Source organism: Lactiplantibacillus sp. ME-2 (genome assembly GCF_022549155.1).
Lineage (GTDB): Bacteria > Bacillota > Bacilli > Lactobacillales > Lactobacillaceae > Lactiplantibacillus > Lactiplantibacillus plantarum.
In genome coordinates this window covers 13,700-39,649 of record NZ_JAKZEQ010000017.1, presented here as the reverse complement: position 1 = coordinate 39,649, position 25,950 = coordinate 13,700, and the positions used below count along the sequence as shown (strand labels likewise).

27 protein-coding genes and 1 other RNA gene are annotated in these 25,950 nt (G+C 45.0%); 12 read left to right on the top strand and 16 right to left on the bottom strand.

Going from position 1 to position 25,950, the window contains the following annotated elements:
• The first annotated feature begins 136 nt into the window (after positions 1-136).
• Genes MMY95_RS07930 through phnW form a run of 6 tightly spaced genes read left to right on the top strand, consistent with a single transcriptional unit; the run spans position 137 to position 5,585 of the window.
• Positions 137-1,189, top strand: a complete 1,053-nt coding sequence (locus MMY95_RS07930) for a phosphate/phosphite/phosphonate ABC transporter substrate-binding protein (protein ID WP_003643945.1) — start codon at positions 137-139, stop codon at positions 1,187-1,189.
• 37 nt (positions 1,190-1,226) lie between these two features.
• Positions 1,227-1,997, top strand: coding sequence for a phosphonate ABC transporter ATP-binding protein (gene phnC, locus MMY95_RS07925; protein ID WP_003644904.1), 771 nt, complete (start codon positions 1,227-1,229; stop codon positions 1,995-1,997).
• The gene (gene phnE / locus MMY95_RS07920; RefSeq protein WP_003640974.1) at positions 1,987-2,790 is read left to right on the top strand and encodes a phosphonate ABC transporter, permease protein PhnE; all 804 of its coding nucleotides are present in this window, start codon (positions 1,987-1,989) and stop codon (positions 2,788-2,790) included. Before phnC ends, phnE begins: the two co-directional genes overlap by 11 nt.
• On the top strand, positions 2,787-3,641 hold the full coding sequence (locus tag MMY95_RS07915) for an ABC transporter permease subunit (protein ID WP_003640973.1): 855 nt from the start codon (positions 2,787-2,789) through the stop codon (positions 3,639-3,641). Before phnE ends, MMY95_RS07915 begins: the two co-directional genes overlap by 4 nt.
• Positions 3,642-3,665: 24 nt before the next feature.
• Positions 3,666-4,463: a phosphonoacetaldehyde hydrolase gene (phnX, locus tag MMY95_RS07910; RefSeq protein ID WP_003644905.1), complete on the top strand. Its 798-nt coding sequence runs from the start codon at positions 3,666-3,668 to the stop codon at positions 4,461-4,463.
• Between the two features lie 21 nt (positions 4,464-4,484).
• Complete coding sequence (gene phnW, locus MMY95_RS07905) at positions 4,485-5,585, top strand: 2-aminoethylphosphonate--pyruvate transaminase (protein ID WP_003644906.1); 1,101 nt, start codon at positions 4,485-4,487, stop codon at positions 5,583-5,585.
• A 133-nt stretch (positions 5,586-5,718) separates the two neighbouring features.
• On the opposite strand, the gene galE is transcribed toward phnW, so the two are convergent.
• The 14 genes from galE to MMY95_RS07835 all read right to left on the bottom strand — a co-directional run bounded on the left by galE (position 5,719) and on the right by MMY95_RS07835 (position 15,985).
• On the bottom strand, positions 5,719-6,714 hold the full coding sequence (gene galE / locus MMY95_RS07900; protein WP_003643943.1) for a UDP-glucose 4-epimerase GalE: 996 nt from the start codon (positions 6,712-6,714) through the stop codon (positions 5,719-5,721).
• A 138-nt stretch (positions 6,715-6,852) separates the two neighbouring features.
• A complete protein-coding gene (locus MMY95_RS07895) occupies positions 6,853-7,638 on the bottom strand; it encodes an acyl-ACP thioesterase domain-containing protein (protein WP_003640969.1) in 786 nt (261 codons plus the stop codon).
• A 3-nt stretch (positions 7,639-7,641) separates the two neighbouring features.
• Positions 7,642-8,538 carry a 16S rRNA (cytidine(1402)-2'-O)-methyltransferase gene (gene rsmI, locus MMY95_RS07890; RefSeq protein ID WP_003643942.1) on the bottom strand — a complete coding sequence of 299 codons (897 nt, stop codon included), beginning with the start codon at positions 8,536-8,538 and terminating at the stop codon, positions 7,642-7,644.
• A gap of 98 nt (positions 8,539-8,636) precedes the next feature.
• Positions 8,637-8,984 (bottom strand): DNA replication initiation control protein YabA, encoded by a 348-nt coding sequence (locus tag MMY95_RS07885; protein ID WP_003640967.1) that lies wholly within the window; start codon positions 8,982-8,984, stop codon positions 8,637-8,639.
• Between the two features lie 24 nt (positions 8,985-9,008).
• Positions 9,009-10,028 (bottom strand): DNA polymerase III subunit delta', encoded by a 1,020-nt coding sequence (gene holB, locus MMY95_RS07880; protein WP_003640966.1) that lies wholly within the window; start codon positions 10,026-10,028, stop codon positions 9,009-9,011.
• Between the two features lie 16 nt (positions 10,029-10,044).
• Positions 10,045-10,374 (bottom strand): cyclic-di-AMP receptor, encoded by a 330-nt coding sequence (locus tag MMY95_RS07875; protein WP_003640965.1) that lies wholly within the window; start codon positions 10,372-10,374, stop codon positions 10,045-10,047.
• Positions 10,371-11,036, bottom strand: coding sequence for a dTMP kinase (gene tmk, locus MMY95_RS07870; RefSeq protein ID WP_003644908.1), 666 nt, complete (start codon positions 11,034-11,036; stop codon positions 10,371-10,373). Before tmk ends, MMY95_RS07875 begins: the two co-directional genes overlap by 4 nt.
• A gap of 397 nt (positions 11,037-11,433) precedes the next feature.
• On the bottom strand, positions 11,434-11,685 hold the full coding sequence (locus MMY95_RS07865; protein ID WP_003640957.1) for a YaaL family protein: 252 nt from the start codon (positions 11,683-11,685) through the stop codon (positions 11,434-11,436).
• Positions 11,686-11,699: 14 nt separating this feature from the next.
• Positions 11,700-12,299, bottom strand: coding sequence for a recombination mediator RecR (gene recR, locus MMY95_RS07860; protein ID WP_003637790.1), 600 nt, complete (start codon positions 12,297-12,299; stop codon positions 11,700-11,702).
• A gap of 15 nt (positions 12,300-12,314) precedes the next feature.
• The gene (locus MMY95_RS07855; protein WP_003640956.1) at positions 12,315-12,623 is read right to left on the bottom strand and encodes a YbaB/EbfC family nucleoid-associated protein; all 309 of its coding nucleotides are present in this window, start codon (positions 12,621-12,623) and stop codon (positions 12,315-12,317) included.
• A gap of 21 nt (positions 12,624-12,644) precedes the next feature.
• Positions 12,645-14,342: a DNA polymerase III subunit gamma/tau gene (gene dnaX, locus MMY95_RS07850; RefSeq protein WP_003644909.1), complete on the bottom strand. Its 1,698-nt coding sequence runs from the start codon at positions 14,340-14,342 to the stop codon at positions 12,645-12,647.
• Between the two features lie 380 nt (positions 14,343-14,722).
• Positions 14,723-14,820, bottom strand: an RNA gene (gene ffs, locus MMY95_RS07845) — signal recognition particle sRNA small type.
• A 47-nt stretch (positions 14,821-14,867) separates the two neighbouring features.
• The gene (gene tadA, locus MMY95_RS07840; RefSeq protein WP_003640954.1) at positions 14,868-15,374 is read right to left on the bottom strand and encodes a tRNA adenosine(34) deaminase TadA; all 507 of its coding nucleotides are present in this window, start codon (positions 15,372-15,374) and stop codon (positions 14,868-14,870) included.
• A 2-nt stretch (positions 15,375-15,376) separates the two neighbouring features.
• Positions 15,377-15,985 carry a class I SAM-dependent methyltransferase gene (locus MMY95_RS07835; protein WP_003640953.1) on the bottom strand — a complete coding sequence of 203 codons (609 nt, stop codon included), beginning with the start codon at positions 15,983-15,985 and terminating at the stop codon, positions 15,377-15,379.
• Between the two features lie 222 nt (positions 15,986-16,207).
• Here MMY95_RS07835 and MMY95_RS07830 point away from each other — a divergent pair, with 222 nt between their 5' ends.
• From MMY95_RS07830 to MMY95_RS07815, 4 genes are all read left to right on the top strand, one after another.
• On the top strand, positions 16,208-16,438 hold the full coding sequence (locus tag MMY95_RS07830) for a redoxin NrdH (RefSeq protein ID WP_003640952.1): 231 nt from the start codon (positions 16,208-16,210) through the stop codon (positions 16,436-16,438).
• A gap of 138 nt (positions 16,439-16,576) precedes the next feature.
• Complete coding sequence (nrdE, locus tag MMY95_RS07825) at positions 16,577-18,742, top strand: class 1b ribonucleoside-diphosphate reductase subunit alpha (protein WP_003643938.1); 2,166 nt, start codon at positions 16,577-16,579, stop codon at positions 18,740-18,742.
• 27 nt (positions 18,743-18,769) lie between these two features.
• The gene (gene nrdF / locus MMY95_RS07820) at positions 18,770-19,780 is read left to right on the top strand and encodes a class 1b ribonucleoside-diphosphate reductase subunit beta (protein ID WP_003640950.1); all 1,011 of its coding nucleotides are present in this window, start codon (positions 18,770-18,772) and stop codon (positions 19,778-19,780) included.
• An 81-nt stretch (positions 19,781-19,861) separates the two neighbouring features.
• Positions 19,862-20,437, top strand: a complete 576-nt coding sequence (locus MMY95_RS07815; RefSeq protein WP_003640949.1) for a TIGR00730 family Rossman fold protein — start codon at positions 19,862-19,864, stop codon at positions 20,435-20,437.
• Positions 20,438-20,611: 174 nt separating this feature from the next.
• On the opposite strand, the gene mprF is transcribed toward MMY95_RS07815, so the two are convergent.
• The gene (gene mprF / locus MMY95_RS07810) at positions 20,612-23,215 is read right to left on the bottom strand and encodes a bifunctional lysylphosphatidylglycerol flippase/synthetase MprF (protein WP_003643935.1); all 2,604 of its coding nucleotides are present in this window, start codon (positions 23,213-23,215) and stop codon (positions 20,612-20,614) included.
• A 303-nt stretch (positions 23,216-23,518) separates the two neighbouring features.
• On the opposite strand from mprF, the gene MMY95_RS07805 reads away from it, so the two are divergent.
• Complete coding sequence (locus MMY95_RS07805) at positions 23,519-24,187, top strand: hypothetical protein (RefSeq protein ID WP_003644912.1); 669 nt, start codon at positions 23,519-23,521, stop codon at positions 24,185-24,187.
• 12 nt (positions 24,188-24,199) lie between these two features.
• A complete protein-coding gene (locus MMY95_RS07800; protein WP_104795553.1) occupies positions 24,200-25,177 on the top strand; it encodes a DNA/RNA non-specific endonuclease in 978 nt (325 codons plus the stop codon).
• Positions 25,178-25,538: 361 nt separating this feature from the next.
• Here the strand turns inward: MMY95_RS07800 and rplL are convergent, their stop codons facing one another.
• The gene (gene rplL, locus MMY95_RS07795) at positions 25,539-25,907 is read right to left on the bottom strand and encodes a 50S ribosomal protein L7/L12 (RefSeq protein ID WP_003637775.1); all 369 of its coding nucleotides are present in this window, start codon (positions 25,905-25,907) and stop codon (positions 25,539-25,541) included.
• Positions 25,908-25,950 lie beyond the last annotated feature (43 nt).

Genomic DNA, 25,950 nt, shown 5'->3' with positions numbered 1-25,950 from the left:
ATCACTGAATTGAAAACCGAATGTAAATATTATTTACATAACTTATACATATACTTCACTAATCCTTGTCCGCACATTTACAATACCTTGTTATGCTACACAAGTAACTAAAATTACTTGGAGGTAATTGGAAACTATGTCAAAAGTTAGTAAGTCATTATTAGGTCTTTCATTCATTTCGGTTTTAGGTTTAGGACTCGCAGGTTGCGCTAGCGGAACCAGTGCTAAATCTGGTGGTAGCAGTACGGATAGCAGCAAAACCATCACGGTGGTCTTCTATCCTAACGAATCAGCCAAGAGTTTTGCTGGTTCCCGTACGGCCATTAAGCAAGCAGTTGAAAAGGCAACGGGTAAGACGGTTAAATTACAAACCACGACCGACTATAACGTTGCGATTCAAGCAATTGCATCCGGCAAAGCTCAAGTCGCATACATGGGGGCTAACGGTTATATCCAAGCACACCACAAGAGCAAAGATGTTGTACCTTTTGCCGCACAATCTGATGCTAAAGGTACCTTGAAAGACGCTACTTATAACTCCTACTTAATGGTACAACAAAAAGATGCCAAAAAGTATGAAGAAAACGGTAAGTACAGTATTAAGAACGTCAAAGGCAAGAAGATGTCTTATGTTTCCAACAGTTCAACTTCAGGCTTCTTAGTACCAACGGCTGAAATCTCACGTGAATTCAACATCAAAACCGCTGACCAAGATAAATTAACTCAAAGCGGATCATTCTTTAGTAAAGTGCTCTATGGTGGCTCTCATCAGGGTTCCGCGGTCAACTTAATCAAGGGGGATGCGGATGTCGCTGCCTTTGATGATGCTGATTTAATGCCATACTTAAACGTTACCAAGGGATCATGGGACAAGGTCGGCTCAACTTTCACTGTTAAGGATAACGCCGAAGCGCCATTTACAAGTTTAGCCGGCAAGTCGGTCGTTAACATTGCCATGATGCCTGTTCAACAAGGCCCATGGGTATACAATACCAAGGCCCTCAGCAAGGATGATCAAAAGAAGATCGCCACTGAGTTCACGTCGAAGTCCTTTGCCCAAAACAAAAAGATCTTCTCTGAACCAAATGCGAAGACACCAATGATGTTCCCTAAGAAATCAGAAAAGTCCAAATTAGTTAATGTTACCGACAAGTGGTACGCGCCAACGCATAAGTTAGTAGGTTACTAAACCACGTACCATTAGTTCACAATGAAAGGATTTGCCAATGCTCAAGGTTATTCAGCTAGATAAAACATATGGTTCCAATAAGCATTCGCTCAAAGCAGTCAACTTCACAGCTAAACCGGGCGAAGTAACTGCCATCATCGGCCCGTCTGGTGCTGGTAAAACAACTATTTTACGGAGTATCAATCAGTTGATCCGCGATGATAGTGGTCAAATTTTGCTCGATGACACTGACATTCGTCAAGCGAACAAAGCTGAATTACGCAAAGTTCGTCATCATATCGGCATGATTTTCCAAAACTACAATCTGATCAGTCCGTTAACGGCCCTTGAAAATGTTCTGCATGGCCGATTAGGCGCTAAATCAACAGTTGCTGGCATGCTCGGCCTTTACAGTAGCGCCGAAAAACAAGAGGCGCTACAACTACTCGACGAAGTAGGGTTAAAAGAATACGCCTACCAACGTTGCGATCAATTAAGTGGTGGCCAACAACAACGGGTCGGGATCGCACGGGCATTAATGCAACATCCTAAGATGATTTTATGTGATGAACCGATTGCTTCCCTAGATCCCAAATCAACGACCATTGTCATGGACATTCTACGGCGATTGGCAAAGGAAAAACAACTGATTATCCTCATTAATCTACATCAGGTCGATATCGCAATGGCGTACACCGACCATATCGTCGGCATTAACAGCGGCGCCATCGCTTTCGAAGGCGCCACTAATGAAGTTGACGACGCGGTCTTACAACACATTTATCGCCAACCTGACCAATCAACGGCGGTGGCTGCCAATGAAAACTAATCCAATGACACCGCAACGCTTTTTTCGGCAACGTCGGTTGCGATTATCAGTTGTTTTGCTCATTTTAATTGGCATCTACGTCTTATCCATGGCCCTCGTTAATTTTCAGGCGTGGGCTTCAATCAGTAAGATTCCAGCGGGCTTAATGTGGTTGTTTACCAACTTTATTCCGACAAGTCGTTCGATTTCTTATCTGGGACCGATTCTTTATCAGCTGTGGCGGACCTTGCTCGTGGCAATTTCATCAACCATGGTCGCTAGTCTCTTCGCCCTGATCTTTGCGATTCTCGGTGCTAAGACGACCACCCCAACGCCTGTCCTCCGCTGGATTATTCGTTTTGGTGCTTCACTCTTACGTAATATTCCGGTGGTCGCTTGGGCGATGATTCTTCTGTTTTCTTTTAAACAGAGTGACTTTACGGGCTTCTTGGCACTGTTCTTTATGACGCTAGGCTATCTAACACGGGCCTTTACTGAAACTATTGAGGACCTCGATGCCGAAAAGCTTCAAGCACTGCAAGCCGTTGGCGCCAACTATTTCCAATGTGTCTTCTGTGGGGTGTTACCCGAAGCCGCTAGTACCTTGACTAGTTGGATTCTCTACATGATTGAAAACAACTTACGGGACGCAACCTTGGTCGGACTCTTGACGGGTACGGGTGTTGGTTTTCTCTTTGACTACTATTTTAAGGCGTTCCGCTATGACGCTGCTGGTCTAATTGTTTTGTTAATTGCGATTTTAGTCATTGTTTTAGAATTGACATCTAATCGAATTCGGAGGGCAATTGCATGATTGAAAACAGTCAACCCAAAACACAAGTACTTCAACCGTCAGCACCACCAACCCGGTCGATTTCGTTGGTGACTCGGCCCCGCAAAATCCTGCGAGCCGTTATGATTGGCCTAACGCTTATCAGTGTCTATTCATTAGTCACACTCAATAATGCCAACCTGAACATCATTGACGCTTTGCATAGCTTAGGTCTCAACCTGAATGCTATGTTCTTACACCCTAGCGTTGGTCAAGACACACTGGGGCAACTCTTACGGGCCCTAATGACTAGTGTTTCATTAGCAATGTTGACGACTTTGTTAGGAGCGCTAATCGCCTTCTTCATTGCCGTCGGTGCTGCCCGTAACTTAGCACCCAGTTGGTTAGCTACTAGTATTAAAGCAGTCATGGCCTTTATTCGTGCCATTCCAACGATTTTATGGGTGTTAATTTACTCCGTAGTCATGGGATTAGGTGCTAGTGCCGCCGTGGTCGGCTTGACCTTCCACAGTGTAGCGTACTTGGTTAAGGCTTATTCTGAAAGTATTGAAGAAACCTCACAAGATACGATTGAAGCGTTAAAGGCGAGTGGCGTGGGTTTTTGGCCGATTGTTTTTCAGGCCATTCTCCCGTCAATCATTCCAGCACTTCTTAGCTGGACGTTCATCCGGTTTGAAATTAACTTTGCCAATGCGGTCGCCGTTGGTGCTGCAGCCGGTGCTGACGATATCGGTTACTACCTCTTCATGGCTGGCAGTTTCTACTTCGATTTCCATGAAGTTGGTTTGATTGTCTACCTACTCTTGGGTGTCGCAATCGTGCTCGAACTGGTTTCTATGCGGTTACGTGGCCACTACTTAAAGAACAACTAAGTAAATTCAAAGGAGTTTTCATCAATGACAATTAAAGCAGTAATTTTTGACTGGGCCGGCACGACCATTGACTATGGCAGCCGGGCGCCCATCGTGGCTTTCCAAAAAGCCTTTGCCAACGTTGGTATTCAAATCTCTGAAGCTGAGATTCGCCAAGATATGGGACTAGATAAGTACACCCATATCCATAAAATCATGGATTTACCGGCCGTTCAAAACGACTGGCAGGCGCGTTTCCAAGTCTTACCGACTGAAGACGACTGCAATCAAATCTTTAGCAACTTCAAGGCAATCTTGCTTAGCTCCCTGACTGAATTCGGACAATTAAAGCCCGGCATGTCAGCTGTAATTGACTATTTGACCGCTCACAATATCAGCTATGGCACGACCACCGGCTATGACGCTGAAATGTTAGCTCTGGTCTTACCGATTGCAGCTAAGCAAGGCTATCGTCCCGCCGTCAACATCACTTCAGAACAAACTGGTGGTGTTGGTCGACCAGCGCCGGCAATGCTTGCGTTAGCAGCTGAACAGCTCACAATCACCGATCCAACAACCGTCATGAAAATTGGGGATTCCGTTAATGATATCTTAGAAGGCAACAACGCCGACGCAGTCTCTGTAGGGATTATTGATGGTAGCAACATCATGGGACTTTCTGAGTTAGCCTTCAACGCCCTTAGCCCCGCCGAACAAGCTGAACGACGAGCCCACGTCACTGCCGCTTATCAACGCGCTGGTGCCGATTACATTTTACAATCGATGGCTGAATTACCGGCATTGCTTGATCAAATCAATCAACCGGTTGCCACTGATCATTAGCAGACAAGGAGCCCGATTTTTATGAAACAACCTTATTTACTCCTAACACCCGGTCCACTCAGTACGACTGCCAGTGTTAAGGACGCAATGCAAATTGATTATTGTACTTGGGATAGTGACTATCGGCACGTCACCGAAACCATTCGGCAACAAATCTTAGCTATGGCCCAAGCCAATCCAGAAAACTATACGACCGTCCTACTACAAGGAAGCGGCAGTTTTGGTGTTGAGGCCACCATTGGCACAGCAGTACCACGGACCGATGCAACTTTAATGATTGCCATTAACGGCGCATATGGGCATCGAATCAGTCAAATCGCAGAATATTACGATATTCCACATATCGACGTTGTGTTCAACGAAGATGAAGCCGTCGATCCGGTTCGGATTGAAGCAACCTTAGCTGACCATCCGGAGATTACCCACTTCGCAACCGTTCATAGCGAAACGACAACTGGGATTCTCAACCCAATCGAAGCCTTAATGCCTATCATGCATGAACACGGGATCGTAACGATCATCGATGCCATGTCCAGTTTAGGTGGCGTCCCGATTAGCATTGATGAATTGGATTGTGACTACTTGATTAGTAGTGCCAACAAGTGTGTGCAAGGCGTGCCCGGTTTTGCGTTCATCATTGCAAAACAAGCGACCTTGGCCCACACTGCTGACAACGCTCGTTCACTTTGTCTAGATCTCTACGACCAATGGCAAGCCATGACCAAGCAACCAGGAAAATGGCGCTTCACTTCGCCAACCCACGTGGTACATGCCTTTGCGCAAGCACTCATTGAATTGCAAGCAGAAGGCGGCGTGACACCACGCTACCAACGTTACCGTGCTAGTCAACAACTCCTTAGCGACGGCTTACAAGCGCTAGGTTTTGAATTAGTGATTGATCCAGCCATTCAAGGGCCCATCATTACGTCATTCAAATACCCGAACGTCGACTTTGATTTTGCTGACTTCTATCAGTTCATCAAGCAACGCGGCTTCGTCATTTATCCTGGGAAGGTTTCAAATATCCCTAGCTTCAGAATTGGTACCATCGGTGATGTTGATACAACTGATATTCAACGACTCTTAACAATTATCGGTGATTATCAACAACTTCACCGCTAACTGCATTGATCAATCTAAAAGGTGCGTGCCAAGGACTCAATCCTGACATGCACCTTTTTTGACGACCACAAAAGCGGCTTTGAAATCTATTGACGAGATTTCAAAGCCGCTTTCAATTATCAGCTAACCGATACTAGTCACGATCATCGTAGCCATTGGGATGCTTCTGCGTCCAAGCCCACGCTGTTTCAATAATATCGTTAACATTGTCATAATTTGGTTGCCAACCTAGCACGTCACGCGCCTTATCACTCGCCGCAACCAATGAGTCTGGATCACCAGGCCGCCGTGGTGCTAGCTTAGCTGGAATTGGTTGCCCGGTAACTTCACGAGCAGCCGCTAACATTTGTTTGTTAGAGAAACCAGTTGAAGAACCCAGGTTAAAGGCATTACTGTCATTTCCTGCAGCCAAGTACTTCAAAGCCAAGATATGTGCATCAGCTAAGTCGACAACATGCACATAGTCACGCACATTCGTCCCATCCGGCGTATTATAGTCATCGCCGAAGATTTTAAGTTCATCGCGTTTTCCTTGCGCAACTTGTAAAATGATTGGAACCAGATGTGTTTCAGGGCCATGATCTTCGCCAATACTGCCATCTGGCTTGGCACCCGCAACGTTAAAGTAACGTAACGCGACAAACTTAATACCATAGGCAACGTCCGCCCAGTGCATAATTTGTTCCATCATTAACTTGCTAGCGCCATACGGGTTGATTGGTAACTGTGGATCAGTTTCTTTAATTGGAATCTGCTTAGGTGTCCCATAAGTAGCGGCCGTTGATGAGAAGACGATTTGCTTCACATCATGGGCCTGCATCGTTTCAAGTAACGTGATCATCCCACCAGTATTGTTATCAAAGTACTTCAGTGGCTTACTCATTGATTCTGGTACGATTGAAAAGGCGGCAAAATGCACGACAGCTTCAATGTCCTCAGTATCAAAAACGTGATTCAAAAAATCCGCATCCCGCAAATCACCCTGATAAAACTTGGCCGCCGAATTAACAGCAGCACGGTGTCCCGTGACCAAATTATCAACGACCACGACGTCCGTACCGTGTTCTACTAACCGATCGACCATGTGAGAACCAATGTAGCCAGCTCCCCCTAAAACTAAAATTGACATAATGAACCTCCCCTGTATGGATGTATTAATCATAGCATACTGAATCGCCAGCGACTCTAATAAAAACGTGCGTTCTAATCGACCAAGTCGCTCACGATCACATCATTAACACACTAGTGTAAATACCAACCCAGCAAATTACTGAATCGGCTCTGGTAAAGTCCGCCATTGAATCGTGACCTCACAACACTTCTCATCATCAACTTCGATCAAATGACTCGTCGTGACCTGATCGGCCACTTCGCTCGGTAAGATGTTCGCATGAGCAGTCACCGTTTGCCCGTACTTGACTTCATTTTCATAGCGAACATCAACGTGAACTAAATCATGTTGAAGCAAGAACGTCGCGGGTAGCGTATCTACGAGCCAATCAAAATAGTGTGCATTATTAACATGCCGGTTGGGATCAATGTCAAAGAAGCGGACATGGTACGGCTTCGTAATCGTTGTATCGGTCGCTTCAAAACTAATCGGTCGTGGCAAGCGCGGAATGCGCTTGACGACTTCCGACTGATACGGCGCGACCAGTTCTGGTAAAATTTTTACGATTCGCCGGGTCGTTTGACTCATCATGACCCAGATACTCGTAATATAGGCCAGCTGTTGACCATCTGCATCTCGAATCCAAAATTCACGGTAAGCAAAATATGGATTATAAGCACTACCCCGAACGGCAATCGTAACGACTTCGTCTTGGCGGGGCATCCGTGTAATATCGATGGCATATTGCGTGACGACCCAACCGACACCATGGCTTTGCACCATTTCCGTCGTTAAACCAAGGGCGTCGCTTTGATCCTCTGATGCCAGTACGGCAATATCAATTAATGTCGTTAAGGTTGCGCGACCAGTGCGGTCACATTCATAATACGTAATCCGGTGCTGTTCACTGTAAAGACTCGCATTTGCGCCTAAAGTTGCCATTCATCAAGACTCCTCATCGTTGGTATTTAGTTCATGAAATTGATTATAAACGCTTTGCCGGGGAATATTTCGTCGCTTCGCAATCGTCTTAATGGCCACGTTGGGCTTATCTCCGGCTGCAATCAACGCTTCGACTTGGGCTTTGACTGGCAACTGTGCCAATTCATCCGTTGTTTCTGGTTCATCCTTATCCGGATTACCACCGATCAAAAGGACAAATTCGCCCTTTAACTGATGATCCTGCGCCCACGTCACCATTTCAGCCAAGGTTCCACGCGCGAATTCCTCGTAACGCTTAGTCAATTCCCGGCACGCCACAATTGGCCGCGTCCCTTCACAGACGGTCGCTAGGAGGGTCAAGGTCTTGGCAACACGGAATGGCGATTCGTACAAGACCACTGTTTCATGTCGCCGAGCCAATTTAGCCAAATCAGCTTTTTGTTCATTCTTCTTACGCGGTAAAAAGCCGTAGAAATAAAATGGCTGTGGCACTAGGCCAGAAGCAATCAGCGCAGTCAGGCCGGCATTGGCACCTGGTAGTGGCACGACTGGAATATTCGCGGCAATGCAGGCTGCCACAAGTTCTTTGCCGGGATCACTGATTGACGGCATCCCCGCATCGCTAACTTGTGCTAAGTTAACGCCCGTCTGTAATTTTTCAATTAACTGGGGAATCCGTTCTTGGGTGTTATGTTCATGAAAGCTAATTTGTTTCGTTGTAATTTCAAAATGATTCAATAACTTTTGGGTATTCCGGGTATCTTCTGCGGCAATTAGGTCAACCGTTTTAAGCGTCGCCACTGCCCGATAAGTCATATCCTGTAAGTTGCCAATTGGCGTCGGTACTAAGTACAAGGTCCCGATACCCGCATGATCTGCAAAACTTTGTTGTGTTTCCAAAACGTCCTCCTAACAATCCTCTCGACCGTGACTTGTTCCTATGAGTGACTCGTGGTGAAAAGCACAAAAAGTCTGGGACTACTCCCAGACTTTTTCGACTATGCGCGTTCACGTTCACCATAAATGACTTCCAAACAAAAAACGCAGGATTCGTCATCGTCACGCCGTTTGCCGTAAAACTGGTTGCAGACGTGGAAGCCCTCATCATAGAGTTTTTCCAAGTTTTGCCGTGACTTTGAGAGCGTGGTCGTGCTAGCCGCTTTTTTCGGCAATTCATTTTCAATTTCGACCATGTGTTCACGTAAATGTTCATTTTCAATGACCAATTCCGCGTTTTTCTCTAACACCGTTGTCATATCGGCGCGTAACTTAGCCATTTTGTCTAGCATTTGTTGCATCTGTTGTTCCATCTCACCGAAACTATCGTATAAATCACGCTTATCCACGCGCTCACCCTCGTTTTCCTTTATTTAAGCGTTTGTTTGAAAAATCGGCCATAACTTTAACGTTAAGCCTTCTAAGACATTTTGAAAACTAATATTGCTAGCTAGCTGGCGCTTGGCCGTTAAAGCTAGTTCTGTCGCCGCAATCAACTGCTCATCGCTGACTTCAGCCGTTAACCCGGCCAATTCTTTTTGGTACTGACCAAAGGTTAACGCTGTCGTTGCCACCTCAAAATGTAATTGCAATAGATCTTGGAACAAGGCCGCAATTAAATCCAACATAACCAGCTGATGATCAGCGTCCTTAGCCAAACCAACTAAATTGACCTGCACAGCCACAAAACTCCGTGGATCACCCTTAACAGCCTGGTCAAACCACCGCCACAATGCTTGCGCAGCTTGTGGTAACCAATCATCCGCTAGCAACGCCTGCGCCTGGGTCACGCTATTTGTCAGGCCCCGTAACATCTGCGCTTGGTTTGGCGCAATCCCGGCCTGTTCAAACGTCTGCTGTAACGCCTGCGCATTTAATGGTGGGAATTCGATCACCTGGGTTCGTGAAATAATCGTTGGTAGCATCAGTTGCTTATTAGTCGTTAATAACAAGGCCGTGACGTTACCACTTGGCTCCTCAATAAACTTCAATAAGCTATTGGCAGCACTCGCTGTCATCTTCTCCGCATCATTAATGATGAACAGTTTCCGGTTACCTTCGACCGCACTCTTAGAGAATTCAGCTTTTAAGTAACGAACCTGATCAACGTGAATTCGCTGACCCTCGGGAGCCACTGTCACAATATCAGGGTGCGACCCATTAGCAATCCGGACGCACTCCTCACAAGTGCCATCTGGTTCACCATCATTAATATGCAGGCAGAACAACCGTTGCGCAATCCAATGGGCCAGTTCTGGTTGTCCAGCGCCTTCCATCCCCGCGAATAAGTACGCGTGGGCCAGATGGTTCTGGGCGATGATGTGTTTAAATGCCGCTAATAAGCGGGGCTGTTTCGCCGCTAACGTTTGCGCAAATGACTCGGTTGTTGCCATTAATAATCATCCTTCATTAAAATTGGTGAAATTGTTCAATTGGTAGAACAAAGACCGTGGCGCCACCGACTTGAACTTCAACTGGATAGGCAGCTGCGCCATCCATCGTCACGTCTAGATTGACTGGTGGTGTCATAAACTGTTCCCGCGCATGACTCGTTTCTTTAATCATGGCTAAAACTTCATCCACACGGTCATCATCAATACCGATCATAAAAGTGGTATTACCTGAACGTAGGAAGCCCCCCGTCGTTGAGAGCTTCGTGGCCCGAACATTGGCTTCAATGAACTGGCTGCTCAACCGGTTACTGTCCTTATCTTGAACGATTGCAATAATTAATTTCATTGGTCTTCCCCTCCCTTGGATGCCACATAAGTCGGTAACTGTAACGCCATAATCTCTAAGGCCTGCGTCACAACTTGGTCCAATGGCTGACTTGCATCGACGCGCTTGATACGGTCAGGATGATCAGCCAGTAATCTCAAATACGCTGCTTGCACCCGGTGATGAAAACTTAAGGCTTCCACGTCCAAGCGATTAATTTCATTTTGGCGATGTTGTTGAATGCGGTTTAATCCAACGGCAGCATCTACGTCAAAATACAACGTTAAATCTGCGGTTAACCCCGCGGTCGCGAACTGATTCATATCATAAACCGCTTGTTCCCCAATACCACGACCGGCCCCCTGATAAGCGACCGAGCTATCGATGTAGCGATCACACAAGACAAGTTGGTCGTTCTGCAATGCTGGTTGAATGGTTTGGACGATATGTTGTCGCCGTGCTGCCGCATAGAGTAACGCTTCCGTACGGTCGTCCATCGCCGTATTATGACGGTCTAAAATGATTTTTCGAATTGCTTCTGAGATTTGATTCCCGCCCGGTTCACGCGTCACAACTAAGCGATCCCCTAATTGTGGCTGTAATTTGGCCACAATCGCGTTTAAAGCTGACGTTTTGCCGGCACCGTCTGGCCCTTCAAAAGTAACTAATTTTCCTGTCAACATTCCCAATCCCATCTATTTTCTTATATGTAGCAATTGTACTTGATTTTTGAGTACCTGTCTAATACGGTTACCACTAGTGAGGGTACTTTTTCACGATTTTTACGTGGGTCGGCTACTACCAATTGTGGTTTTGATGATTTATTCGGTGAATTGCTAAAAAGTTATTAGGTAGTACTACCCACGATTGATAAATACCGATTTTAGTTTGTTATTCATTAGTAGATACACATCTTCTATTCCAATTGCCGCACCTAGCATGTCTTAATCACAATGCATGACAGATTAACTGGTAAAATAATGCTAGGGTTCTAAATCAAAAACGCACGCCGTAGATTTACAAAAATCAACGACGTGCGTCTTTATTTTGAAACAAGTTATCTCTTAAATCACTAACAGTCTATTTATCAATGACCGAGCGCTGAATCGTCTGCCCATGAACTTGACGTAAACGTGCTTCACGATACAGATATAAATACTTAGCACGCGCTAAGGCGGTCTGCGTAACTAGTTCACTCGTATTATTATCATAGACCGCTTCTTGGTTCTGCTTCGCACGGTCCCAGTCCAACTTAGCGGCATTCAGGGTCGACAATAACTGTTCATCAAAAACTTCCTTGGGATGCTTGATCTTCTGTTTACGTTTAAACATGGTGGCACCTCCAATTACATTTCTTGGCGACCTTCAACTGCTTTGAATAAGGTCATTTCATCCGCATATTGAATATCACTACCAACCGACAAGCCGTGCGCCAATCGGGTCACTTTGATCCCCGCCGGCTTAACTAACCGCGAGATGTACATCGCTGTTGCTTCACCTTCAGGCGTGGCATTGGTGGCAATAATGACTTCCTTGATGGCTTCATTTTGCTGTAGCCGTTTCAATAAACTGGCAATGTTGATATCTTCCGGACCTTTGCCATCAATGGGTGACAATACCCCATGTAAGACGTGATACAGCCCGTTGTATTCCTTAATCTTTTCCATTGCCATGACATCCTTGGCCTCTTCAACAACCAGAACGGTGCTTTGATCACGCGACTTATCCTTACAAATCACACACGGATCATCTTCGGTGATATTACCGCAAATACTACAAAAATGCAGGTCCCGTTTGGCCGCAATCAGCGACTTAGCGAACTCGGTGACGTCATCACCGTTCATATCAATTGTATAAAACGCCAGCCGTGTCGCAGTCTTGCCACCAATGCCGGGCAACTTCATATAACTATCAATCAACTTAGCAATTGGTTCTGGATACTGCATGTACTTACCTCGTTTTTACTGTAATCCCTTAGTATATTTTCCCATCGTACTTTGTGTCTGTTCATCGACCTTAGTCAACGCGTCGTTCACCGCAGCAACGACTAAGTCCTGTAACATATCCACATCATCAGGATCAACAGCATCAGGGTTAATCGTAATATCCTTCATCTTCTTATCACCAGTAAAAGTGACTTTGACCATGTCGTCTGGCGCCGCACCCGTGAAGGTTTGTTCATTTAAAGCCGCTTGTTCGGCTGTCATTTGCGCCTGCATCTTCTTCATTTGTTTCATCATACTTTGCATATTACCCATTCCACGCATCATAATTATCAGTTCCTTTCGTCTTTAGTCCGGCTGTACTTCAACTAAATCACCGAACATATTCTTAGCTTCTTCAACGACCGGTTCTTTGGCCGGTGCTTGTTGCTCTGATGTTGCACCTCCTGGCTGATGAGTGGCCAAATAATCCTTACGAATTTGTGGCCACTGTTCTTTAGGCACACAGACAATCTTGGGTGCCTGTCCCATCAGCCGATCCAAACCATTTCCGAGTGCATCGATCAAGGTCTGGTCATCAATCGCTTTTTGATAAACAAACGCATAGTCAAACGCAACCACAACACCTTCTGAACTGGCCGCAACTGGTTGGGCCACGTGCATTAGGGCCCGCTGCGTCACACTCAAAATGTTCATCAAATCAGTCCAAACATCGCGCACCTTAATGAGATCATTCTTCGTTGCCGCTCCCAGAATAGGATAAATCTGACTGACATTAACCTTCTTAACAACCGGGCCATTACTCGACCGCGGCTTAGCCGGTGCGGGTTTAGTGACACTACCACCTTGAGAACGTAACGTTTTGACCTCGCTTTGCAACTGTTCAACTTGTTGTGCCAGTTTATGCACAGTGGGATCTTCAGGATTGACCGTTGCCGCAGCTACCGGTTGAACGGCCGCTTGACCATCCAACTGAGCTAACTTGACCGTCAACACTTCTAAATAAACGTCGGGGTGCGTCGTGAACCGCATTTGTTGTTGAATATCGTTCAACGTCTTGACCATTTGATACAGGACTTCAGCATCGATTTGCTTGGCAAATGCTTCAAATTGTTGATCATCCTCGCCCATCGCCACACTATCGACCATTTCAGGGGCCTGTTGATAGAGTAACACGTCACGCGTATAACTGATCAAATCTTCAATGAAACGGTTCGCATCTTTACCTTCTTGTAAGATTTGTCGCATCGTCTCTAGTGCCGGCTTCGTATCATGGTCGGTGACCTCACTGACATAGTTAGCCAGCAACTGCTTGGTCACACTTCCCGTCACCATTAACGCATCATCCAACGTAACCGTGTTATCTCCAAACGAAATTACTTGATCCAGAATACTTAAAGCATCCCGCATTCCACCTTCAGCAGCCGCTGCAATGACGCGTAGCGCTTTTTCATCATAGGTCACATCCTTCTCATTGAGGATGTACACCATCCGATCGTAGCTATCCTTAGCTGTAATCCGCCGAAAATCAAACCGTTGCGTCCGTGAAATAATCGTTAATGGAATCTTATGGGGCTCCGTTGTCGCTAAGATAAATATAACGTTAGCCGGGGGTTCTTCTAGCGTTTTGAGCAACGCATTAAACGCGCCAGTCGATAACATATGAACTTCATCAATAATGTAGACTTTATAATCCGCTTGCGTTGGAGCATACTTCGCTTTGTCCCGAATATCACGAATCTCTTCCACGCCATTATTAGAAGCCGCATCAATTTCGATGACATCATTTAGTTGCCCCTTGGTAATCGCCGTACAAGTCTCACATTCATTGCAAGGTTCCCCATCAACAAGATGGTGACAGTTAATTGCCTTGGCAAAAATCTTTGCTGCCGACGTTTTCCCAGTTCCCCGGGGACCGGTAAACAGATACGCATGACTCGTCTGGTGGGTCATAATGGCATTTTTTAGTGTCTGGGTAATCATCTGTTGCCCGACAATCTCATCAAAGCGTTGGGGACGCCAAACCCGATATAGTGCCCGATACATGCGATTCTTCCTTTCTTACATCAGTCATACTTTGGTTATCATTACTTATTATAAGCCATTGTTTAAACGTCCTGAACAGTTAGCTTCCTGGTTGTGCTGCTTCCACTAACGATCAGTGTCGGTTATGCAAATTAAGCATCTAAGCGCACTTGCCAACGAGTCGATGCCCAGGCCTTTAACCACCTTTGTTAGGCGTTTGGTTATTCCTTCAACAAGCAGTGGCTTTAACTATCAGCCTGAAAAGCATCACCCAAATAACGTATTACTACTATAATAATAGGTAAATAAAAATAAACCAACCTATCAGCACGTTCAAAACTAGCACTCAATATTTAATTTAAATAAAAAGCTCTCAACCGAATGGCTAAGAGCTGTTACATTTCATAAAAACAAAAGGCACAAGATGAAGCAAACTTAGTGCTGCTTCCTTCCGGACCTGACACGATTCGTAAATCCACCCTTGCCTTTTGGCCTTGCGGCAAATACTATAATACATGATTTGCGCCACAATTACCAGCCATCGGCCTAATTTTTTTCAGCAGCTTCACGTCGTGCTTTTTTAGCCGCCTTTTTCCGTTTACGAATCCCACGGAAGAAGTTTTCCAACATCTCGCCGGCCGGACGTGCCAAGATGCGTTCATGAACCGTTACTTGATGATTTAACCGGGTATCATCCATCACCTGATACAAACTACGAACGGCGCCAGCCTTGGGATCACGGGCACCAAAGTAGAGTTCAGGTAGCCGTGCATTAATAATAGCCCCACTACACATCAAACATGGTTCCAAGGTGACATATAGCTGACAATCGGCTAATCGCCAACTATGCAAATATTCGCAAGCTTCCTGAATCGCAATAATTTCCGCGTGCATCGTTGCATCCTGACCATGCTCCCGTAAATTGTGACCACGGCCAATAATTTCACCCTGGTGAACGATCACGGCCCCAATCGGCACTTCGCCAATTAAGTAGGCCATCCGCGCTTCATGTAATGCTTCTTGCATCCAGTCTTCCGCTGTTGGTTCCGTCACGACTATCCCTCCTTTACACTTTGTAGGATGTAATACCCTTTGTCCTTCTTAATCACCTGACAATTACCAAAGGTCGTTTGCATCAATTTCTTCGCAGATGGTGCGCCCTGCTTTTTCTGTAAAACGACGGTGAGTGTTCCACCAACGACTAGCCGTGAAACGGCCCCCGTTAACATCGCATCCACCACTGCCTTACCTGCGCGCACCGGTGGGTTGGTGACAATCGCCGCGTAATTAGTCGCGGTCACTTGTTGATAGACATCAGACGTAAAAATATTGGTATTCGTAATTTGGTTCAAAGCAACATTTTTACGCGCTAAGCTTAGCGCTAACTCGTTCACATCGACCATATCAACCGTTCGTTCGGGTGATTGATACGCGAGCGCCATCCCAATGGGACCATATCCGGTTCCCAAATCTAGCATTGGGCCCGCTGGCAAATCAGTTGGATCAAACGCTGCAAGTAGTGTTCGTGAGCCGTAATCCACGGTACGCTTGGAGAAGACACCGTTGTCCGTCGTAAATTTAAACGAGTGATTAAAAATTTCAAAATTCCATTGCTTTTCATCATGCACAATATCCGGATTGTGTGTATAATAATAGTTGGTCATATTTATTTTCCTCTAAATTTCTGGTCTATATCTATGATAACTGATTCAGCGAGTGAACCACAAATAATTTAAAAAACTTTTTAGTCGGTTAAAAGCTGACACTAACACAACATCTAGGGCTTGTGATTTTTACCACACCCTAGATGTTGTGTTTTTTGATTGTTTTTTTCACCACATGTTGTATACTAAATTTATCAGAAAAACGAGTTAGGATGATGAAAAATGAAAAAAGTTACTGTATTTACTAAAAACAACTGCATGCAATGCAAGATGACTAAGAAGTTCCTCACGGCGCACAATATTGCCTTTGAAGAGAAGAACATCAATACGAATCCTGAATACGTCGATTACCTGAAGAATCAAGGTTTCCATGCTGTTCCGGTCGTTGAAATCAATGGCGAAGACAGCATTGCCGGCTTCCGTCCTGATGCTTTAAAACAATTAGCTGTTTAGTTTGTTCACGCTTTTTTGCGTGGTTACATAGCTGGTTTACCCTTTAAAATATGATAAACGACCCACAATCATCAACCTACTGATTGTGGGTCGTCGATTTTGCCAGCCACAATTATACTGATAGAAAGAGGATTCCTTATGACCTTAAAAGATTTAAAAGACGTCACGTATTACGACTTAAATAATGAGATCAATATTCCCGTTAACAATCAGATTCCGCTCAACAAGGATCAGGAGGCACTTGCCGCTTTCCTTGAACAAAATGTTGAACCGAACACGATGAAATTTGATAGTCTTAAGGCGCGCTTTGACTACCTACGTGAACACGACTATTTGGAAACCCCTGCCATTGATAAGTATGATTTTAGCTTTATCGAAAAACTTTACGATTACTTGCGGTCGCAAGACTTCCACTTCAAGACGTTTATGGCGGCTTACAAATTTTATGCCCAATACGCCTTAAAGACGGATGATGGCGACTATTACTTGGAAAACTTTATTGACCGTGTGGCAATGAACGCCCTCTACTTTGCTGATGGTAATGAAGACTTGGCGATGGACCTGGCCGACGAAATCGTTCACCAACGTTATCAACCAGCCACTCCCAGTTTTCTCAATGCTGGTCGGGCCCGGCGTGGTGAATTGATTTCTTGCTTCTTGATTCAATCGACCGATGATATGAACTCAATCGGCCGGACGATTAACTCCGCGTTACAACTTTCTCGGATCGGTGGCGGGGTCGGTATTAACCTCAGCAACTTACGGGGTGCCGGTGATCCAATCAAGCATATCGATGGCGCTGCTAGTGGGGTCGTACCCGTCATGAAATTATTAGAAGACAGTTTCTCCTACTCTAACCAATTAGGTCAACGTCAAGGTGCCGGGGTCGTTTACCTTAGTGTCTTTCATCCAGATATTATTGCCTTTCTTTCTGCTAAGAAGGAAAACGCCGACGAAAAGATTCGGCTCAAGACGCTTTCACTCGGTGTCACCGTACCCGACAAGTTTTACGAGTTGATCAAGGCTGACGCTGATATGTATCTCTTCAGTCCTTACGGCGTTGAACGCGAATACGGGGTACCGTTCTCATATGTCGATATCACCAAAGAATACGACAATATGGTTAAGAACCCGAACATCCGTAAAACTAAGATCAAGGCGCGTGACCTTGAAAATGAAATCAGCAAGTTACAACAAGAATCTGGCTACCCATACGTCGTCAACATTGATACCGCGAACCGCGAAAATCCTATCGACGGTAAAATCGTGATGAGTAACTTGTGCTCAGAAGTGATGCAAGTGCAAACCCCATCATTAATTGATGACCAACAACAGTATGAGAAGTTGGGAACTGATATTAGTTGTAACCTTGGTTCGACTAACATTGTTAACTTAATGACCTCTCCAGACTTTGGACATTCTGTTGAAGCCATGGTGCGCGCGTTAACTTTTGTTACTGACCACTCTAACGTCGACGTCGTTCCTTCCATCCAAAAAGGGAACCGTCAAGCCCATACCATTGGATTAGGTGCCATGGGGCTCCATGCCTTTTTCGCGAAGAATCAGATGGAATACGGCAGTAAAGAAGCCGTTGACTTTACCAATATCTACTTCTTACTCTTAAACTACTGGACCTTAAAAGCTTCTAACGAAATTGCGCGTGAACGTCACGAAACCTTCGTTAACTTTGAAAAATCCAAGTATGCCGATGGTTCTTACTTTGACAAGTACACCACCCAAGATTGGCAACCAAAATATGACAAGACCGCTGCACTGTTTGACGGTATCTTCATTCCAACCAAAGCTGATTGGGAAGCCCTCAAAGAAGCCGTTATGCGTGATGGCCTCTATCATCAAAACCGGATGGCTGTCGCCCCAAATGGGTCAATCTCGTACATCAACGATACGACTGCCAGCCTACACCCAATCATCAACCGGGTCGAAGAACGACAAGAAAAGAAAATTGGTAAGATTTATTATCCCGCTCCTTACCTATCTAATGATACAATTAACTATTATAAGTCAGCATACGATACTGATATGCGTAAAGTTATCGATGTCTATGCGGCTGCTCAACAACACGTTGACCAAGGAATGAGCTTGACCCTCTTCATGCGGTCAACTATTCCAGCTGGCTTATACGAATGGAAAGATGGTCGCACTGATAAGATGACCACGCGGGACTTAAACATTTTACGGAACTACGCCTACCGCAAAGGGATCAAATCGATTTATTATATTCGGACCTTTACGGACGACGATGGCGAAGTCGGTGTTAACGAATGTGAAAGCTGCGTAATTTAGTATCTTAGATCTCTAGGAGGATAACAAATGGCAACAGACTTGGCTTACTACCAAAAACTGCTCAGTAATGGCAACTATAAGGCAATTAACTGGGATCGAGTTTCAGATGCAATTGATAAAAGTACTTGGGAAAAGTTAACCGAACAATTTTGGTTAGACACCCGGATTCCAGTTTCCAACGACATGGCAGACTGGCGTGAATTAGATGATGATCACCGGTGGGTCGTGGGACACGTTTTCGGCGGTTTGACGCTGCTGGATACGTTACAATCACAAGACGGTCTGCAAGCACTTCGCCGCAACGTCTTAACCTCACATGAAACGGCCGTATTGAATAACATCCAATTCATGGAATCTGTTCATGCAAAGAGTTATTCAACAATTTTTGAAACATTGAATACGCCGGACGAAATTAATGAAATTTTTGACTGGAGTGACAGTGAAGAATTCTTGCAAGCAAAAGCCCAATGGATCTACAAGCTTTACGATAACATCGACGAAGATCCATTGAAGCAAAAAGTTGCGAACGTCTTTTTGGAAACTTTCCTGTTCTATTCTGGTTTCTATACGCCACTGTACTACTTGGGGCACAATCAATTGCCAAACGTTGCCGAAATCATTAAATTGATTTTGCGGGACGAAAGTGTCCATGGCACTTACATTGGTTATAAGTTCCAATTAGGCTTCAAAGACCGTTCTGAAAAGCAGCAGGCAGAATTTAAAGACTGGATGTTCGATTTCTTATACAAACTCTATGAGAATGAAGAAAACTACATTCATTTAGTTTACGATCAAATTGGTTGGTCTGATGAAGTCTTGACTTTTAGTCGTTATAACGCCAACAAAGCCTTGATGAATCTCGGCCAAGATGCCCTCTTCCCAGATACTGCGGAAGACGTTAACCCGGTCGTCATGAACGGGATTTCAACGGGGACTTCTAACCATGACTTCTTCTCACAAGTTGGGAATGGTTACCGCTTGGGTCAAGTTGAAGCAATGCAAGACACCGACTACGATATTGGTAATCCAGACGATTAATCAACACGTTAGTTCACAAAAATGCGGCGCCTATCCGGGCCGCATTTTTGCTAGAAAATTTTATCTTGGGGGTAGTTTAGAATGGCAATTCATAATATCTGTGTTTTTTGTGGGTCTAATTCTGGTTTAGATCCCGCATTTAGTGACAAAACGGTGGCACTCGGTCAATACTTGGCCGCTAATGATTACCAACTCGTCTATGGCGGTGGCGACCATGGTTTAATGGGGAAAGTCGCCAAAGCAACTATGGATGCTGGTGGCCGCGTTATCGGGATTATCCCGCATTTTCTGGTCGCAAGAGAACTTGCATTTAAGGACGTCACGACTTTTATCGAAACGCGCACGATGACCGAACGCAAGGAAAAGATGCTTCACCTCGCTGACGCCTTTATCGTTTTACCTGGCGGGTTTGGCACCTTTGAAGAATTCTTACAAATGTTATCTTGGAGTCAAATGGATATTCACCAAAAGCCGATTGCGCTCTACAACATCGACGGCTTCTACGACGATCTAGTCGCCATGCTACAAAAGACCGCCGATTTAGGGTTTGCCCCCGAGGCTAACCTCGACCTATTCATTAATGGGCATGATCTTGATGAAATTTTCGCTGGTTTCCATGATTTCAAACATGTGTTACCGCCTAAGTATACGAACTAAATAATCTAGCCTACGCAAAACAGCTCTAGTGCTTCTGCCACAATTAGTTCAGCCCTCATCATATTAGTCGGCTGAATTCTAAAGTCATCATAAAATGCCCCATCATTGCTTCTCGCAGTGATGGGGCATTTTGCTATGTCATTAACGATACTTACTTTATGACATACTATTCAGTTATTTCAATCGTTTCAACAACCATACTGGCCGGTGCCGCTCAGACTTGTGCACCCGGGTATTAACGACTTGTAGCAATTGTAAAATGGTGAAGATTAGTGAATTACGTTTTCGGTACGCAATGTACTTCGGTTCCCACTCGGTCACATACTTTTCTTTGTACGACCGTAATCCCTGAAAACCATATAACTGGTAGCCATATTCGTAAATTAAATGAGCAATTTTTTCTTGAATAAAACTGTAGCGTGAAACCCCTACACCGGATAACGGGGCCATTCCCATATTGAAATAGGCATAGCCATCATCACGCGCCTGTTCAAATAGGTGCACAAAGACCGTGTCCATAATGCCGGATGGCGCCGATTGGCTTGACCGCATTAAGTCAATTGAAGTCGTCTGATGATTTCCCTGTGGCATAATATTCGCAAACGCGACAATTCGGTGGTCAGGATCATAAACGACCGCTACGGGTGCCTGATTGAGATACTGCTCATCAAAAAATCCGAGCGAGAATCCTTTTTCCGTCTCACCTGCTAACCAACTATCCGAAACAGCTCGTAATTCAGCCATAACGTCGGCACTGAACGGTGGCTGCAAGATGGCAAACTCATAGTGATCCCGGGTAAACTTATTCATTAGGGCCCGTTCACCCCGTAGCCGTTTACCAGCCAAACTAAAGTCTGCCAATTTAACGTGCCCTTCTTCACCGGTTTTGATAAAGTCAAAGCCCATTTCGTGTAGGCGCATCGTCAGCATCTCACTAATTTCGTAAAAGACTAGCGAGCAACCGTCACTATCTGCGTCATCCAATAACTGTTCCAAGGCAGCTTGTAATACCGCTTGATTACCGAATGGCTCTCCCATAATAATCAGTTTATCGGCCTTCTGTTGGTATAAGAAAATCAGTTGATCGACCCCATCGACTTGATAGTAATATGCTAACTTATCATTCAAATAAGCCAAGTGTGAGATTTCATTGCCACCATAAGTTTCAATCACTTGTTTGACCCGAGCCGCATCCATCTTTTGACGCAATCGGGCGTTATAGCCACTCGCAAAGTAGCGGTACATAATAATCAAAATCATTGCCGCTAAGACTAACCCAATCACCCCAAATAACCAGAGCTTTTGTGATGGGAAGAACAGAGCTTCAGGAACCGCATGCCGATGATGAATTTGGGGTGCGTTATAGACCCCCACAATCGTATACAAGATAAAGGTCACCACATACACGCAGCTAACCCACAACGTTTGCCCCCACGAAAAAGCCAACCGATCACGATAATAAGCATGCCGCGACAAAGCCACTAGCGCTAGAATCACAATCAAGAAAATCACAAATTTCATCGAAATTGCATCATAGACGACGAGCCAGCGAATCGTATTCAAAATTGCAATCAGCAGGACAATCACCGTTGGCCAAAAAGCTTTTTTGACCCGGCCAGCAGTTCCCAACGCCACCCCAATCAGTAAGAAGGCCATAATAATACTGCTGGCCTGATTAATAAAGAAAAAGGTGTACGGATAAAACTGTAAGAAGAGTTTATTGTTATATGCAAAGTTAGGGACCGTTGACATCAACAACATCAAAAAACCAGAAAAGTAGAGAAAAACCGTCAGTACCATCTGAGCAACACGTTGTAATGCCTGCTTAGGAATACCCGCTAAGCGCACGTTTAAGCGATGGCCGGTGTCATGGATGAATAAGACCAACCCGATGGCAAACGGGATAATATAGTAGAATAACCGGTAAAATAAGAGCCATGCGACTGCGTCTGGTCGAGAAACTCCGACCGCACCGAGGCCAAAAATCATGAAAACGTCGAATGACCCAATACCACCGGGTACCATTGACACTTCACCGACAACCGAAGCAATCACGAATAACGGCACGACCGCTGCAAAATCAATGGGTAATCCCATAAAGTTTCCAATTAATAAGAAGAACAGCACACAGCCAGTCCATTCACCAAACGACCCACTCAATAACCGAACGACGTTGCCGAGCGTAAGGCCATCGAAGAATTCCGAATCGTTGACTCGTGTAAAAATAAAGATGGCTGGAAAATACAGTGCACCACCGACGAGCCAGATCCAGTAACTGCCATACATGTTCCCAATGCCAAAGCCATAGACTAGCACGAGTGAAATCATACAATATAATGACAATCCCGAAACTAAAAACAAAGCGATCTTGGAAATGGCAAACACGATTTGTTTCTTAGTGGCTTCGCGATTATAAAAGTTAGCACGCAGTGAGGCGCCCAGCACGCCCCCAAAACCACCGATATTCGTAAATGTATTGGTGATCCATCCAGCTTTTAAGATATAGCCAAGTGAATAGTGGTTGGGTAAAAACTTTGTAATCATGACGTCATACGTCAGCATTGGTGTCACTGCGATAATACCAATCACGACCATGCTTAACAGATGCCACCAGCTTTGCGAAGCAAGCGCATTCGCCAACTGCGCGCCACTGACTTCCTTCGCAATTTTGCCGACTTCCGTAATCACAAATAACAGGACAGAGAATACAAATAATGCTTTGATAATCCCCATGCGTTTATTGAGTGCCGTCCCGATTTTCTGTAACGTTGCCTTCAAAAAAATTCCCCCATTGGTGTGTTTGTTCTATTATCGCAATCTTAGCCTGTTTATACAACCGTTATAGGTCGTTAATAACCCCCACAGGTCTGATTTGTCCCCGTATTAAGCTATGAACATTTTAAATACCTGTTACTAAATTGTTCCGAATGGGTGTTAGTAGTTAGCACTAATTATGATTAATTATCGAAATTAATACCAGCATAAACCAATATTAATTGATTTTTAGTTGCCAAACTCGCTTTACCAACCTTTACCGTTTATGTATAATTAAAGTGATACATAAACAAGGAGGAATTTCTTATGCACCATGCAAAAAAACTCGTCGTTGCACTAACGAGTCTACTCATCTTAACCGGCTGTACCACTGGTAATCAACAAGCCGCCAACCATACCAGTGTCAAAACCAAGACGGTTCGGGTTGAGAAACGGACTGCTGCTAATAAAGCCGCCTGGGCAAAAGCAAGGGCCGCTAGTCGGGCTAACGCGGCCTCAGCCAAAGCTCTTAGTTCAAACACGACCCAACTCGCAATTGCAACTAGTCAGGCTAAGCGTCAATCCGAACAACTAAAAGCAAAACATGACGACGCAATGGCCTCATCAAAATCAGCGTCACAGGCTGCCGCCAAATCAGCTGCTAGTGAAGCGACCGCACAATCACGCTCCCAGTCAGAAGCCCAGTCCGCTTCGGCCGTCGCGGCGGTTAGCCAATCTAAGCAAGCGGCCAAAGCCAGCAGTCAAGCAGCTTCTCAAAGTCAACAAACTCAAACTAGTACCGCAACCACGAGTCGGCAGAATAATTTTTCTGGCGATACCGATACCGCCCAAACTGGACGTATCGTAGGTAACCGCAATTCCAAAATTTATCACGTTGAAACGGGGCAAAACTACCGGATGGCCGGTAAAAATGCCGTTTACTTTAGTACGGAAGACGCGGCGCGGGCCGCTGGTTTCCGTAAGTCATTTCGATAGGAGGATCACTTCATGGCATTGATCGGCACCATCTTATTATTTGCAACCCTGTACTGGTTCTGGCGCTTACATCGGCGCTACCGTGGGCGTCAATGGTGGCGGCATAGTTGGCCGGCCATTATCGCATTGCTCGTCAGCTTTAGTATTCTCGGCACATCTGATGAATCCACTCAGCCAACTGTGAAGACAAAGACCGTTACTAAGACCCACTTAGTAACGGCTAATAATGACAAGCAACTGACGGCACTTCAAGCTGCCAATCGTGCTTCTGCTAGCAGCTTAAAGAAGGCTGCGAAAAAACTTTCGAGTAGTCAACAACATATTGACAAGCTCAAGGCTACGAACAAGCAAGCTGGCGCAACTTCGACAACAGCACCAACCAAGGTCAATTCTGACCATAACCCAAGTAACAATGCGTTGGCTAGTAAAACTTACAACGGTCAACAAACGATCACGATTAATCAGAATCAGCCCGCATTTACCGCTAAGGAGCTCAGTACGAGTCAGGGTGCCTGGCAACAATATGGCAATTTAGACTCACTTAACCGGGTGACGGCTGCTAATGCCCTCTTAAATCAGTCACTGATGCCCAAAGCTGAACGTGAGGCCTTGAATGTTCGACCAACTGGTTGGCATAACAAACGCATCAGTAGCGGTTGGCTTTACAACCGCAGTCATCTGATTGGCTATCAATTAACGGGGCAGAACAACAATATCAAGAACCTCATGACCGGAACCCGTTCTTTGAATGACCCTGAAATGACGACCTATGAAAACCAAGTTGCGGCCTATTTGAAAGAAAGTCCGAAAAACTACGTCCGCTACCAAGTGACCCCCATTTTCAAAGGTAACGAATTGTTAGCCCGCGGTGTTCAAATGCGTGGTCAGTCAGTTGGTAGCAATACTGTTAGTTTTAATGTCTATATTTTCAATATCCAGCCCGGTATGACCTTGAACTATACTGATGGCACTAGTCAGGTCAGTCACTAACGATCATTGATCATCGTATTCAGCCTATCACGCAGCAGCCACAAAAGTGATAGTGCCCTGTCGACCAGAAGTTCAACCCAAGTGAAATTTTAAAACAAGCCCAACAGACGTACTATGCGACGTTCTGTTGGGCTTGTTTTGACTTGCTTAATCCAATACGGTTACGCCTCTAACACCAAGTCACCGTAATCATACGGTGGTTGATATCAAATTGCACTAACACTTAGCCTAAGTATAAATTCTCAGTAATCGTTATATGCGTGGTCATGCACGTGATTCGCACCAACGCCACATCTAGAGATAAAAAAAAACCACACCCCATAGTAGGGTGTGGTCTGATGACGTTCCGTTAAGTAAATAATTACTTAAGGGTAACGACACCACCAACTTCTTCAAGCTTAGCTTTCATATCGTTGGCTTCGTCTTCTGAAACGCCTTCTTTGATGATTGAAGGTACGTTATCAACAAGACCCTTAGCATCTTTCAAGCCAAGACCAGTGATATCACGAACGGCCTTAATAGCCTTAACCTTTTGGTCACCGGATTCAGTTAATTCAACATCGTATGAATCCTTAGCAGCGGCAGCGTCGCCACCAGCAGCACCGGCAACAGCAACAGGGGCTGAAGCTGAGACATCGAATTCTTCTTCGATAGCCTTAACTAAGTCGTTTAAATCTGAGATTGAAGCTTCTTTTAATGAGTCGATAATAGCATCTTTATCAAAAGCCATTTTTTGTTCCTCCATTTTATATGAACTTATATTTTAGTTTTTT